The 14,015-nt window shown below is 32.7% G+C and carries 14 protein-coding genes; 13 read left to right on the plus strand and 1 reads right to left on the minus strand.

Annotated elements, in window-relative coordinates; all coding sequences use genetic code 11:
• Window position 1 precedes the first annotated feature (1 nt).
• The 12 genes from priA to L987_RS05955 all read left to right on the plus strand — a co-directional run bounded on the left by priA (window position 2) and on the right by L987_RS05955 (window position 13,099).
• A complete protein-coding gene (gene priA / locus L987_RS05905) occupies window positions 2–2,410 on the plus strand; it encodes a primosomal protein N' (RefSeq protein ID WP_047503543.1) in 2,409 nt (802 codons plus the stop codon).
• Between the two features lie 399 nt (window positions 2,411–2,809).
• Complete coding sequence (locus L987_RS14145; RefSeq protein WP_231558579.1) at window positions 2,810–3,124, plus strand: hypothetical protein; 315 nt, start codon at window positions 2,810–2,812, stop codon at window positions 3,122–3,124.
• Window positions 3,049–3,744, plus strand: coding sequence for a GNAT family N-acetyltransferase (locus L987_RS05910; protein WP_047503546.1), 696 nt, complete (start codon window positions 3,049–3,051; stop codon window positions 3,742–3,744). Before L987_RS14145 ends, L987_RS05910 begins: the two co-directional genes overlap by 76 nt.
• 299 nt (window positions 3,745–4,043) lie before the next feature.
• Window positions 4,044–4,532 (plus strand): peptide deformylase, encoded by a 489-nt coding sequence (locus L987_RS05915; RefSeq protein WP_011303300.1) that lies wholly within the window; start codon window positions 4,044–4,046, stop codon window positions 4,530–4,532.
• Window positions 4,525–5,457, plus strand: a complete 933-nt coding sequence (gene fmt / locus L987_RS05920) for a methionyl-tRNA formyltransferase (RefSeq protein ID WP_047503552.1) — start codon at window positions 4,525–4,527, stop codon at window positions 5,455–5,457. Before L987_RS05915 ends, fmt begins: the two co-directional genes overlap by 8 nt.
• Window positions 5,458–5,459: 2 nt before the next feature.
• Window positions 5,460–6,764 (plus strand): 16S rRNA (cytosine(967)-C(5))-methyltransferase RsmB, encoded by a 1,305-nt coding sequence (gene rsmB / locus L987_RS05925; RefSeq protein WP_225310433.1) that lies wholly within the window; start codon window positions 5,460–5,462, stop codon window positions 6,762–6,764.
• Window positions 6,765–6,767: 3 nt separating this feature from the next.
• The gene (gene rlmN, locus L987_RS05930; protein ID WP_011303297.1) at window positions 6,768–7,862 is read left to right on the plus strand and encodes a 23S rRNA (adenine(2503)-C(2))-methyltransferase RlmN; all 1,095 of its coding nucleotides are present in this window, start codon (window positions 6,768–6,770) and stop codon (window positions 7,860–7,862) included.
• Between the two features lie 4 nt (window positions 7,863–7,866).
• Window positions 7,867–8,610 (plus strand): Stp1/IreP family PP2C-type Ser/Thr phosphatase, encoded by a 744-nt coding sequence (locus L987_RS05935; RefSeq protein ID WP_002483508.1) that lies wholly within the window; start codon window positions 7,867–7,869, stop codon window positions 8,608–8,610.
• Complete coding sequence (pknB, locus tag L987_RS05940) at window positions 8,607–10,661, plus strand: Stk1 family PASTA domain-containing Ser/Thr kinase (RefSeq protein ID WP_047503557.1); 2,055 nt, start codon at window positions 8,607–8,609, stop codon at window positions 10,659–10,661. Before L987_RS05935 ends, pknB begins: the two co-directional genes overlap by 4 nt.
• Before the next feature lie 276 nt (window positions 10,662–10,937).
• Entirely contained in the window at window positions 10,938–11,813 is an 876-nt protein-coding gene (gene rsgA, locus L987_RS05945) for a ribosome small subunit-dependent GTPase A (RefSeq protein ID WP_047503560.1), read from the plus strand.
• Entirely contained in the window at window positions 11,814–12,458 is a 645-nt protein-coding gene (gene rpe, locus L987_RS05950; RefSeq protein ID WP_047503564.1) for a ribulose-phosphate 3-epimerase, read from the plus strand.
• Window positions 12,459–12,463: 5 nt separating this feature from the next.
• Window positions 12,464–13,099, plus strand: coding sequence for a thiamine diphosphokinase (locus tag L987_RS05955; protein WP_037538558.1), 636 nt, complete (start codon window positions 12,464–12,466; stop codon window positions 13,097–13,099).
• Between the two features lie 98 nt (window positions 13,100–13,197).
• Here L987_RS05955 and rpmB read toward each other — a convergent pair whose 3' ends face one another.
• The gene (gene rpmB, locus L987_RS05960) at window positions 13,198–13,386 is read right to left on the minus strand and encodes a 50S ribosomal protein L28 (RefSeq protein WP_002483503.1); all 189 of its coding nucleotides are present in this window, start codon (window positions 13,384–13,386) and stop codon (window positions 13,198–13,200) included.
• 251 nt (window positions 13,387–13,637) lie between these two features.
• On the opposite strand from rpmB, the gene L987_RS05965 reads away from it, so the two are divergent.
• Window positions 13,638–14,009, plus strand: a complete 372-nt coding sequence (locus L987_RS05965) for an Asp23/Gls24 family envelope stress response protein (protein WP_002483502.1) — start codon at window positions 13,638–13,640, stop codon at window positions 14,007–14,009.
• Window positions 14,010–14,015 lie beyond the last annotated feature (6 nt).

The following is a 14,015-nucleotide window of genomic DNA, read 5'->3' on the forward strand; positions in this document are numbered from 1 at the left end:
AATGATAGCAAAAGTAATTGTTGATATACCTTCTAAGAGTGTTGATTTTACATTTGATTATATAATTCCTATAAGGTTACAATCAATGATTCAAATAGGTATGCGTGTCATTGTTCCATTTGGACCAAGAACAATTCAAGGTTATGTCATGAAGATAACAGACCAGCCTGATAGCAATATAGATATAAATAAATTAAAAGAAATTAAAGAAATTCAAGATATAAAACCCGAATTGACTGAAGAATTAATTCAATTTACTGAGTGGTATAACAATTACTTCGTTACAAAACGTATTTCAATGCTTGAAGTTATGCTGCCAAGTGCAATTAAAGCAAAATATACCAAGGTCTTTTCTATTGAAGATACGAATGCACTGCCTGAAACTTTAGCAGGGAAATTTGACTCATCAGGACACTATGCATTTAAAGCAGCACAGCAAAATGATGATTTAACACAAATTGCGCCATTATTAAAACAAGGTATTGTATCTGAAGTAACCTTACTATCACAAAATGTAAATAAGAAAAAACAACGTGCCATATGTGTTGTTGAAGGATTTAACTATGATAGTGTGCTAAATTCATTAGAAAAATCTAAGAAGCAATATGAATTATATGCCTTTTTATTAGATGAACAACATCGCATCGTTTTACTTAAAGACATAGAAGCAATGGGTTATTCAAAATCTAGTGTAGATACATTAATTAGCAAGGGCTTTGTTGAAAAATATGATGCTGTCGTTGAACGTGATCCATTTGAGACTAGGGTCTTTGAACAAGATGTGAAACAACATCTGACTTCAGACCAACAACGTGCATTTGAAGCCATATCAGAAAAGATACATGCTCATGAACAATGTACCTATTTATTACATGGTGTGACAGGATCAGGCAAAACAGAAGTGTATTTACAAACAATTGAAGAAGTACTAAATCTTAATAGACAAGCAATGATGTTAGTTCCAGAAATTGCCTTAACACCACAAATGGTATTAAGATTTAAACGTAGATTTGGAGACGAAGTTGCTGTACTACATTCTGGATTATCCAAAGGTGAACGCTATGATGAATGGCAAAAGATTAGAGACGGTAAAGCACGTGTGAGCGTAGGTGCACGTTCAAGCGTCTTTGCACCATTTAAAAATTTAGGGATGATTATTATAGATGAAGAACATGAATCTTCGTATAAGCAAGAAGATTATCCTAGATATCATGCAAGAGATATCGCGCAATGGCGTAGTGAGTATCATCAATGTCCTTTAATATTAGGCAGCGCGACACCAAGTTTAGAATCATTTGCACGAGCTGAAAAGGGTGTATATGAGTTACTATCGTTACCTAACAGAGTTAATCAACAAGCTTTACCTGAGGTAGAAATTGTAGATATGAGAGAAGAATTGAACTCTGGAAATCGCTCTATGTTCTCTAATCAATTACGAGATGCAATACAACAACGCTTAGATAATCAGGAACAAATTGTACTCTTTTTAAATCGACGCGGTTATGCTTCATTTATGTTGTGTAGAGATTGTGGGCATGTTCCACAGTGTCCGAACTGTGATATTTCATTGACTTATCACAAATCAACAGATCAATTGAAATGTCATTATTGTGGTCATCAAGAAGTACCACCTAATCAATGTCCTAATTGTGAAAGTGAGCATATTAGACAAATGGGTACTGGCACACAGAGAGTTGAAGAACTTTTACAAGAAGCGTTTCAAGAGGCTCGTATTATACGGATGGACGTGGATACTACTTCTAGAAAAGGTGCTCATGAAAAGTTATTAAATGATTTTGGTTCAGGAAAAGGGGATATCTTGTTAGGGACACAAATGATTGCTAAAGGATTGGATTTTCCTAATATTACGTTAGTAGGTGTTTTGAATGCTGACACAATGTTGAATTTGCCAGACTTTAGAGCAAGTGAGCGAACATACCAATTGTTAACGCAAGTTGCTGGTCGAGCTGGTCGTCATGAAAAAGAAGGACAGGTGCTTATTCAAACATACAATCCAGATCATTATGCTATTAAAGATGTCCAAGAAAATGATTACACAGCCTTTTTTCAAAAAGAAATGAATTATAGGAAAATTGGAAAGTACCCACCGTATTTCTTTTTAATTAATTTTACTATTGCGCATAAAGAAATGAAAAAAGTTATGGAAGCATCCAAGCATATTCATAAAATATTACTGCAACATTTAACAGACAAAGCACTTGTACTTGGCCCATCTCCGGCCGCATTATCAAGAATCAATAACGAATATCGCTTTCAAATATTAGTGAAATATAAACGAGAACCTGCATTACACGAAGCATTAAAATATTTAGACGATTATTATCATGATCAATATTTAAAAGAAAAATTATCTTTGAAAATAGATATCGCACCGCAGATGATGATGTAATATTGAGCACGTTATATAACGAAGCTAATGTATACTGACTTTTGTATAAAAATATTAGAAAAAAGAACAAATTGTTTTGCTAGGTAAATGATTAGCCATTAAAATAGTTTGTTCTTTTTTTTGGACAAAAAAACATAAAAGTTAGATATAAATATGAAGTATAGTGATGGCGCTATGGATATAATCTTAACAATTAACTAATATTTATTAAAATTTATAAAAAATAATTTGCTACATTTTTTTGCATTTAATATTAATTAAAGTTATATTAAAGAGTAACGAGTCACGCATAAATGATTAGAGTACGTATTGAGAACGACAATAACGATTAAGAAAAGCAACCGACTAAGTGAGAAATGAGATCAATATCTTTTTATGTCTAATCTAAGGAGTACGCCTATGAGTTTAATTCGAAATAGAAAAGCAATTGGATTAAGTATCAATGAGTTGTCAAACAGAATTACGTCCTTTTACGATATCGTATTAAATCCAGAGATGATTAAGCAAATTGAACAACAACAATTAACACTCAATCAAAATGACGCTAAAATATTAGCTGAATTTTTAATACGACTGCGGAAGATTTACTTTAGTATAGTAACGTTAGTTTATGCTTTAGGGAAAAAAGGAGTGTTCATGTGCGATATAATGAGTTTAAGCAACCCAGTGGTGAAGAACAAAATGAGTTTAAACAAGCTCATTTACCCAATGTGAAAGTTTTAGAAGGGCAATATTGCAGATTAGAAAAGTTAGCGCAATGTCATATTCAAGATTTATTTAATTATTTTTCTGATGAAGCGGATGCGCCGAATTGGACATATTTACCTGATGAGCAACCTCACGATTTTCAAGCATTTGAAAATTATATAGATAAGAAAATCAATTCTACTGATCCGTATTTTTTCGCCATTATTGATAAAGAAACATCTGAAGCAGTGGGCATTTTATCTTTACTCAGAATTGATCGCCATAATGGTTCAATTGAAGTTGGTCATATACATTACGCTAATGTCATGAAACAAACACGTATTGCCACGGAAGTGCAATTTTTATTAGCCAATTATGTATTTCAAACATTAGGTTATAGAAGATATGAATGGAAATGTGATGCTTTAAATGAACCGTCTATTAAAGCTGCCCAACGGCTAGGGTTTAAATTTGAAGGTATTTTTAGAAATCATAAAGTGTATAAAAATCGTAATCGTGACACATATTGGTTAGCAATGATTGATAAAGAGTGGCAGCAAAATAAACTTAAATTTGAAAGTTGGTTAGCAGCACAAAATTTCGATGAACTTGGTAATCAAGTGAATCGGTTAACGATTCTAGATTGATGAAAAACAATAAGCTTAAAGAACGATCAATGCTCAATATATAATGAAAAATGTAAAGGTTTGAAATATGTCTTGTATACTATGAACATCGTTTTAAAGTGCAGTATAGATAAAAAGCCCATTTAAATATGAGCAGATATCTATTTCTGCACTTTTTATATTTTATGAAGATAGATTGAATGAAGACTTATCCTACTACTTACTCAATATGTTCAGTAAAGTATTCTTTCAATGAATGGTGCAATTTCCACTAAAATAAGTTATAATAATATGATGAATTTTTATGAGGAGAAATCGATATGACAATCAAACAACTTGTAACAAGCAAACACCCTATTCTTAATAAGTCTATACCGGATGTGACAAAATTTGATGAAAATTTAGAACAATTATTGTTAGATTTAGAAGATACAATGTATGATGTTGAAGCATCTGCGATATGTGCGCCGCAGATAGGTGTTGCACAAAAAGTAGCGATGATAGATATGGAAATGGATGGATTGTTACAACTGATTAATCCTCAAATTATAAGTGAATCGGATACAAAAGTGACTGATTTAGAAGGGTCTATCAGTATACCTAATGTTTATGGTGAAGTGGAAAGAAGTAAAATGATTGTCGTTAAGAGTAATGATAAAAAAGGTAATGAAGTTGAGATGACTGCATATGATGATATCGCGAGAATGATTTTACATATGATAGATCATTTTGAAGGAAGATTGTTTACTGAACGTGTAGAGAAATTTTTAAGTGAAAGTGAAATGGAGGCGTATTTTGATAATGAGTAAAGTCATTTTTATGGGAACACCAGATTTTTCAACAAAAGTGCTAGAAATGTTAATTCCTGAACATGATGTGATTGCAGTAGTCACGCAACCAGACAGACCAGTAGGTAGAAAACGTGTTTTAACACCTCCACCAGTGAAAGAAGTTGCAATTAAGCACGGTTTACCAGTATATCAACCAGAAAAATTAGCCCAATCATCAGAGTTAGAACAACTTATTGACTTAGAAGCAGATTTAATCGTAACTGCAGCCTTTGGGCAAATATTGCCTGAATCATTATTAAATGCGCCAAAGTTAGGGGCAATCAATGTCCACGCGTCGTTATTACCTAAATATAGAGGTGGAGCGCCGATTCATCAAGCTATCATGGATGGTCAAACAGAAACAGGTATTTCTATAATGTATATGGTTAAGAAATTAGATGCAGGAGATATCATTTCTCAACAAGCAATAGAAATTGAGCACCAAGATGATGTCGGTACCATGCATGATAAATTGAGCTTTTTAGGTGCAGAATTATTAAAAGAGACTTTACCTTCTATTATTAATGGTACAAATAACCGCATTACACAGAATGAAAGTGAAGCTAGTTTTGCTACTAATATAAGTAGAAAACAGGAAAAGATTGATTGGTACCAATCGGCTGAAGTTATTTACAACCATATAAGAGGTCTATCACCATGGCCAGTAGCTTATACAGTTATGGATGATGGTAACATGAAAGTATATGCATCCCGAATTGAAAAAGGTAAAACAGGTGAACCAGGTACAATTATTGAAACAACGAAAAAAGCAATCATCGTTGCGACAGGTTCCGACGATGCAATTGCATTAACAGATATTCAAGTTGCAGGGAAAAAACGTATGTTAACTGCAAACTACTTAAGTGGCGTGCAAACTTCACTTGTTGGGAAGGTACTAACATGACAATAGAAACAAATGTGCGAGCGTTAGCATTTGAAACCATTCAAGATATTATAAATGATAAAGCCTATAGTAACATCATCATTAATGATGTGTTATCAAATAATGAATTAAATAGAGCAGATAAAGGATTATATACAGAATTAGTATATGGCACGTTAAAAAGAAAATATACTTTAGATTATTTGCTGAAACCTTTTGTTCAAACAAAGTTAAAAGGTTGGGTCAGACAGTTACTTTGGATGAGTATTTATCAATATGTCTATTTAGATAAAATACCTGAACACGCGATTATTAATGAAGCCGTTGAAATTGCTAAATATAAAGGCGGTCCGCATAATGGTAATGTTGTGAACGGTATACTAAGAAATATTATGCGCAGTGACTTACCAGATTTTACTGAAATTACAGATGACAAAAAACGTATCGCGATTGAATACAGTTTACCCAAATGGTTGGTTGATCACTGGACAACGCATTTTGGTATTGAAAAAACAGAAACAATTGCGCAATCATTTTTAGATAAAGTAACTACAACCGTACGTGTTAACTTAACTCGTATTTCAGTAGACGATGCTATTAGAAGACTCACTGATGATTATATTGTAGAACAAGATAGAGAAATCGAAACTTGTCTACATATTAGTGGTAAGCCAATTATTGAATCTCGTATGTTTAAAGATGGACTGATATCTATTCAAGATAAGAGTTCAATGTTTATTGGTGAATTAATGGCATTAAAAGAAGGTGACCAAGTTTTAGATGCTTGTAGTGCACCTGGTGGAAAAGCTTGTCATATTGCTGAAATATTAAATGGTACTGGACATGTTGATGCGACGGACATTCATGAACATAAAATAGATTTAATAGATTTTAATATAAGAAAATTACGTTTATCTAACATTTCTGCATTTGAACACGATGCAACTGAAAAATATGATAAAGTGTATGATAAGATTTTAGTAGATGCGCCATGTAGTGGTTTAGGTGTTTTAAGACATAAACCAGAAATAAAATATGAACAATCGCAACATGCAATTGAATCTTTGGTTGAAATTCAATTGGAAATCTTAAATAATGTGAAATATAATGTGAAACCTGGTGGTACAATGATTTATTCAACTTGTACGATTGAGCAAATGGAAAATGAAAATGTTGTATATACATTTTTAAAAGAAAATAAAGATTTTGAATTCGATCAATTTGAACATCCAATAACTGGAGAAAAAGTAAAAACGATGCAAATTTTACCTCAAGATTTTAACTCTGATGGCTTTTTCATAACTAGGATAAGAAGAAAGGAAAATTAAAATATGATAACTGCAGAAAAGAAGAAAAAAAATAAGTTTCTTCCCAATTTTGAAAAGCAATCAATTTATTCATTAAGATACGATGAGATGCAAGATTGGTTGGTACAAAATGGTCAGCAAAAATTCAGAGCGAAACAAATTTTTGAGTGGCTTTACGAAAAACGCGTCGATGACATTGATGATATGACAAATTTATCTAAAGAATTAAGAGAAGTACTTAAAGATAATTTTACAATGACAACCATGACAACAGTTGTAAAACAAGAAAGTAAAGACGGTACAATTAAGTTTTTATTTGAATTACAAGATGGTTATACAATTGAAACGGTCCTTATGAGACATGAATACGGGAATTCTGTTTGTGTAACCACACAGGTTGGTTGCCGTATTGGTTGTACGTTTTGCGCTTCTACATTAGGCGGTTTAAAACGTAACTTAGAAGCTGGAGAAATTGTTTCTCAAGTATTAACAGTTCAAAAAGCTTTAGATGAAACAGAAGAGCGTGTATCACAAATCGTTATCATGGGTATTGGAGAACCATTTGAAAACTATGATGAAATGATGGATTTCTTAAAAATTGTTAATGATGATAATGGACTAAATATTGGAGCGCGTCATATTACAGTGTCAACTTCAGGAATTATTCCAAGAATATACGATTTCGCTGATGAAGATATTCAAATTAATTTTGCGGTTAGCTTACACGGTGCAAATGATGAAATTCGATCACGTTTGATGCCGATAAATAGAGCATATAATGTAGAAAAATTAATGGAAGCTATTCATTATTATCAAGAAAAAACAAATAGACGTATTACTTTTGAGTATGGTTTATTTGGTGGCGTCAACGACCAAATTGAACATGCTAGGGAATTAGCGCATTTAATTCAAGAATTGAATTGCCATGTTAACTTAATACCAGTGAATCACGTACCAGAAAGAAATTATGTGAAGACACCTAAAGAAGATATCTTTAAATTTGAAAAAGAATTGAAGCGTTTAGGGATAAATGCAACAATTAGACGTGAACAAGGTGCTGATATTGACGCTGCTTGTGGTCAATTAAGAGCTAAGGAACGAAAAGTAGAAACGAGGTAGGGGCATGCTAAAAGCACAATTTTTTACTGACACGGGTCGATACCGTGATAAAAATGAAGATGCAGGTGGCGTATTTTATAATCGTACAGAGCAACAGCTATTAGTGCTTTGTGATGGTATGGGTGGTCACCTAGCAGGAGAAGTTGCGAGCCAATTTGTCACTGATGAGCTTCAACGTCGTTTTGAAGTGGAAAATCTTATCGAAGCTGATCAAGCTGAAAATTGGTTGAGAACAACTTTAAAAGCTATTAATCGTGAGTTATATGAAATGTCAGTAGAAAACCCAGAATATAAGGGCATGGGTACAACTTGTGTCTGTGCTTTAGTATTTGATAACTATATTGTAGTAGCAAATATTGGTGATTCACGAGCTTATTTAGTGAATAGTAGAGAGATTGAACAAATTACGAATGATCATTCGTTTGTTAATCATCTCATGATGATTGGGCAAATTACTGCTGAACAAGCATTTAATCATCCTCAACGAAATATCATTACCAAAGTGATGGGGACTGATAAGTTAGTGACGCCAGATATATTTGTGAAAAAAACGAATTTCTATGATTATTTAATGTTAAATTCTGATGGTTTAACCGATTTTGTACGTAACCATCAAATTCAAGAAACATTGGTGCAAGCGAAAGAATTAGAGACACACGGTCAAGACTTAATAGAACTTGCACTATCTGAAGATACGAATGACAATGTGAGTATTGTATTGGCTGAGATTGAAGGTGATAAAGTATGATAGGCAAAATAATAAGTGAGCGCTACGAGGTCATTAAAAAACTCGGTGGTGGCGGAATGAGTACTGTCTATCTTGCCGAAGACACAATTCTCAATCGTAAAGTAGCGATCAAAGCAATTAGGATTCCTGCTGGTGAGAAAGAAGAAACTATTAAACGTTTCGAAAGAGAAGTACATAATTTAACACAACTATCACATAAAAATATAGTGAACGTGTTTGATGTTACGGAAGATGATGATAATTTCTATTTAGTAATGGAATATATAGAAGGACCGACATTATCTGAATACATTCAAAAAAACCAACCTTTGGATACCACAACAGCACTCAACTTTACCAATCAAATTATTAATGGAATTAAACATGCTCATGATACTAAAATCGTACACCGTGATATTAAACCACAAAATATTTTAATAGATAAGCACCAGACTTTGAAGATTTTAGATTTTGGTATTGCGAAAGCTCTAAGCGAAACAACAATGACACAAACGAACCATGTATTAGGTACAGTTCAATATTTATCACCCGAACAAGCACGTGGTGAATCGACAGATAATGGTACCGATATTTATTCAATTGGTGTTGTATTATATGAAATGCTTATTGGTAAACCACCGTTTTCTGGAGAAACAGCAGTAAGTATTGCAATTAAGCATATCCAAGATCCTATGCCTAATATTACTGATGAACGCTCGGATGTACCTCAAGCACTAAGTAATGTTGTACTGAAAGCAACGGAAAAAGATAAGACGGTGCGTTACCAATCAGTAAGAGATATGCAAAGTGATTTAGAAAATGTATTGTCTGAAAATCGTGAGAATGAAGCGAGGTATCAATCCGTTGAGGAGAATACCAAGACAATTCCTATAAATAAATCAGATATTGTCAACCAGACGAGAGATGAAGATAAAGGAAAAAACATAAAAGAAACAATGCAGATTCCTATCGTCAATCAACAACAATTTCAATCAAGTGAAGAACATATTTATGAGGTACCACAAAAAAAGCGTACAAAGAAAAAGAAGTTTTTCTATACACTTATAATCGTCTTATTGCTGTTTGGTTTATTTGGATTCATGGCAATGGGTATGTTTGGAAATAAATATTTAGAAACACCAGATTTATCAGGTAAGACAGAAAAAGAAGCAGAACATATTTTAAAAGAAAATAAATTACAAATGGGTAATATATCGCGTGAATATAGTGATAAATATCCAGAGAATAAAATTATAAAAACGACGCCTGAGAAAGGGGATCGTTTAGAACAACAAAGTAAAGTTGACATTGTTTTATCTAAAGGACCTGAATTGACGGAAATGCCAAATTTATTTGGTATGACAAAATCCGAAGCTTTAGATAAATTAAAAGATTTAGGCATCAAAGATTCAAAAGTGAAACAAGCGTACACGAAACAAAATATCGCTAAAGGTTTAATTGAATCACAAAATGTGAATCCTGGAGATAAAGTGAAAGTGAATGATAGTAATATAGAGCTTACTGAATCTTTAGGGACAAAACAAGTTTACGTTGATGACTATGAGAATAAAGCTTTTAAAACGGCAAAATCAGAGTTAGAGGCAAAAGGATTCAAGGTAGTTGTCACTCAGGAAACTGAGGACAAGAAAGTTAAAAAAGATAATGTTATCAGCCAATCACCAAAAGATGAAGAAATAGACGAAGGTTCAACAATTGAATTCACCGTTTCAAAAGGCGCTCCAAAATCTGATGATGATAAAGAAGATGAGGAAAAAAATGCTGACGATAAAGATAAAGATGACAAAGAATCTAAAGATGATGAACCAGCGACTAAAGATTATACAGAAACGTATGAAGTTCAATATACTGGTAAAGATGACGACAGCCAAGAAGTAAAAGTGTTTGTAAGAGACAAAGATGGCGAAGGGACATCACCTTCACAAACATTTAAAATAAAAGACAATAAAACCATTAAAATACCGATGACAATAGAAAAAGGTAAAACGGCTGGTTATACCGTTCGTGTAGATGGTAAAGTTGTTGCTGATAAAGATATACCTTATGATTTTTAGCGAGCGAAGAGAGCATAGTGTCGCTTATGCAAGAGCGAAAGCTCTAGCGAACCACAAATAGAAGATATAAAATGAGCACCAATTTAGTCGAATTTGGATTAAATTGGTGCTTTTAATTTATTATCTCAATTTCATTCATAGAATAATTAAGTGGAAAAGTATCGTTATCGATATTTACAACTGAAAATTTAGCCGAAATCGTTTCAAATCATATTTAAATCAAAAATGCTTTGCTATAATATAAATGGTAAAAGTATTTAAAAGAGGGGTGCCTAAGTGAAAACAGGACGCATCATAAAATCAATCAGTGGTGTTTACCGAGTTGATGTAGACGGTGAAATGTATGATACAAAACCACGTGGCCTTTTTAGAAAAAATAAATTTTCACCTATTGTAGGTGATGTCGTTGATTTTGAAGTAGAAAATGTAACGGAAGGTTATATACATCATGTACATGAACGAAAAAATGAAATAAAGCGACCGCCTGTTAGTAATGTCGACCATCTCATTATTGTAATGAGTGCTGTAGAACCAGATTTTTCTACACAGTTACTAGATAGGTTTTTAGTAATTGCGCATTCTTATCATATGCGTCCGCGTATTCTTGTAACTAAAAAAGATTTGACATCTTTGGAAAAACAACACGATATTGAAAAATTGCTAGAAGTTTATGAGAATATGAGCTATAAAACACAATTCATAAGTATTAATGAAGATATTGAACAAGTCTTTTCAAGTTGGGGTGATGGTTTAGCTGTGTTGAGTGGTCAATCAGGTGTTGGTAAATCAACGTTATTGAATAAATATTTTCCTAATATAGAGATTGAAACACAACACATTTCTAAAGCGTTAAATCGTGGTCGTCATACAACACGTCATGTTGAATTGTTTGAGAGAGCTAAAGGCTTTATAGCAGATACGCCAGGCTTTAGTGCTGTGGATTATGATCATATACAAAAAGATGAAATCAAAAATTATTTCATGGAAATACATGAATATGGTGCGACATGTAAGTTCAGAGATTGTAACCATATTAATGAACCGAAATGTAATGTTAAAGCTGAATTGGAAAATGGCAATATTGCCCAGTTTAGATACAATCATTATTTACAGCTATTTAAAGAAATTTCAAATAGAAAGGAAAGATATTAAGTGGCAAAATTATATCCATCATTATTATCAGCAGATTTTTTGAATTTACAACAAGAGTTAACTGCTTTAGAAAAGGCAGGCGTTGATGGGGTACATTTTGACGTCATGGATGGACAATTTGTACCTAACATTTCAATCGGACTACCTATATTGGATTCAGTACGTAAAGGTACAGATCTACCTATTGATGTGCATCTTATGATAGAAGAACCTGAAAAATATGTTGAATTATTTGCTGAGCATGGCGCTGATATGATTTCAGTACATGTTGAAGCAACACCCCATATTCACAGAGTGATTGAACAAATTAAGAATAAAAATGTAAAAGCTGGTGTGGTGATTAATCCTGGGACGCCAGTTGATTCAATTCGTCCGGTATTAAAAATGGTAGATTATGTATTGGTTATGACAGTAAACCCTGGTTTTGGTGGTCAAACATTTATAAATGATTGCGTAGAAAAACTGGATCAATTATCTGAAATCAAAAAAGCGCAAGGCTTAAACTTTGATATTGAAGTAGATGGTGGTATTAACAATAACACTGTTGAAACTGTAGTTAACCATGGTGCGACAATGTTAGTTGCAGGGTCATACTTTTTTAAACACGTTGATTATCAAACGGTAACTAACACATTGAAAGGTTGACATAGATGAAAGCCAATTTATTATGTGGCAATAGAAATTTGCCCAAGCATATTTTAGTGGAACATAAACATGAACATTGGATTGGTATAGATAGAGGCACCTTGATCTTGCTAGAATCTGGGATTACACCTCAATTTGCAGTCGGTGATTTCGATTCTATTTCTGATTCAGAGAGGAACTTTATACAACAACAGATAGAGATAAATCCTTATAATTCTGAAAAAGATGACACAGATTTAGCTTTAGGCATTGATCAAGCAGTAAAGCGTGGCTATCGAAATATTGATGTTTATGGTGCGACGGGCGGTAGACTAGATCATTTCATGGGCGCCTTACAAATACTGGAAAAACCGGAATATACAAAAATGAATATCAACATTAAATTAATAGATGATACAAATGAAATTCAATTTATACAAAAAGGTCAGTTTAATGTGACGTATAGTGAACAATTTCCATATATTTCATTTATACCAGTCATCTATCCAACTGTAATTTCATTGAAAGGCTTTAAATATAACTTACAAAATGAAACACTGAAACTTGGTTCAACGCTTACTATTTCAAATGAATTAAGTCAATCTTGTGGGAATATAGAAATAATTGAAGGCAGTGTATTGATGATTCGAAGTAAAGATTAAATGAGGATTTTTAAATATACGCTGATATCTAAAAGAAAATGAAATAAAAAAAGACCAATCCTCCACATAAGGATTAGTCTTTTCGTGCATTATATTTATTAAACTCTAGTTACTTTACCAGATTTTAAAGCACGTGCAGAAACCCAAACTTTTTTAGGTTTTCCGTCTACAAGAATTCTAACTTTTTGAAGGTTAGCATTCCATCTTCTTTTAGAAGAATTTAAAGCGTGAGAACGATTGTTTCCAGTTGAAGCTTTACGACCTGTTACGAAACATTGTTTGCCCATGAAAGTACCTCCTTTAATAAATATAAATACACGTATCTACTACATACTTGAATAATGTACCACAAATAAGTATAGATAGCAATAAAACGAGAAAAATTTTTTGTTTACATGAGTAATACTTTTGTTAATATTAAATTATGGTATAATTGTAAACTGTGGATAAATATAGTATTTTTTTTAATAAGATAATCAAAACGCATTGTTTATTATTGGCGATTATGATATAACGATAAACTTAGGAGGCCCATTTTATGACATTAGAAATCACAAATGATTACGGTAGTATAGACATTTCAAACGAAGTAATATCTTCAGTTGTGGGTAGTAAAGCAGTAGAATGTTATGGAATTGTAGGCATGGCTTCTAGACAACAAGTTAGAGATGGCATTGCAGAAATACTCGGACATGAAAATTATGCTAAAGGTATCATTGTACGAGAAGATAATGGCGTTGTTGACGTAGATATGTACATTATTGTAAGCTTTGGAACAAAAATATCTGAAGTAGCTAGCAATGTACAATCAACAGTAAAATATACATTAGAACAAACATTAAAAATAAAAGTAAATTCAATCAATATATTTGTACAAGGTGTGCGCATTAATAATGGCACGAAAAACTAGGAGGAC

The sequence above is a fragment of the Staphylococcus sp. ZWU0021 genome (genome assembly GCF_000798895.1).
GTDB classification, from domain to species: Bacteria; Bacillota; Bacilli; order Staphylococcales; family Staphylococcaceae; genus Staphylococcus; species Staphylococcus saprophyticus.

Bases quoted from the DNA above. Each gene is read 5' to 3' on its own strand.
- L987_RS05955 (WP_037538558.1), top strand. From the start codon at position 12,464: ATGAAAGCCAATTTATTATGTGGCAATAGAAATTTGCCCAAGCATATT.
- fmt (WP_047503552.1), top strand. From the start codon at position 4,525: ATGAGTAAAGTCATTTTTATGGGAACACCAGATTTTTCAACAAAAGTG.
- L987_RS05965 (WP_002483502.1), top strand. From the start codon at position 13,638: ATGACATTAGAAATCACAAATGATTACGGTAGTATAGACATTTCAAAC.
- L987_RS14145 (WP_231558579.1), top strand. From the start codon at position 2,810: ATGAGTTTAATTCGAAATAGAAAAGCAATTGGATTAAGTATCAATGAG.
- pknB (WP_047503557.1), top strand. From the start codon at position 8,607: ATGATAGGCAAAATAATAAGTGAGCGCTACGAGGTCATTAAAAAACTC.
- L987_RS05915 (WP_011303300.1), top strand. From the start codon at position 4,044: ATGACAATCAAACAACTTGTAACAAGCAAACACCCTATTCTTAATAAG.
- L987_RS05935 (WP_002483508.1), top strand. From the start codon at position 7,867: ATGCTAAAAGCACAATTTTTTACTGACACGGGTCGATACCGTGATAAA.
- rlmN (WP_011303297.1), top strand. From the start codon at position 6,768: ATGATAACTGCAGAAAAGAAGAAAAAAAATAAGTTTCTTCCCAATTTT.
- rpmB (WP_002483503.1), bottom strand. From the start codon at position 13,386: ATGGGCAAACAATGTTTCGTAACAGGTCGTAAAGCTTCAACTGGAAAC.
- priA (WP_047503543.1), top strand. From the start codon at position 2: ATGATAGCAAAAGTAATTGTTGATATACCTTCTAAGAGTGTTGATTTT.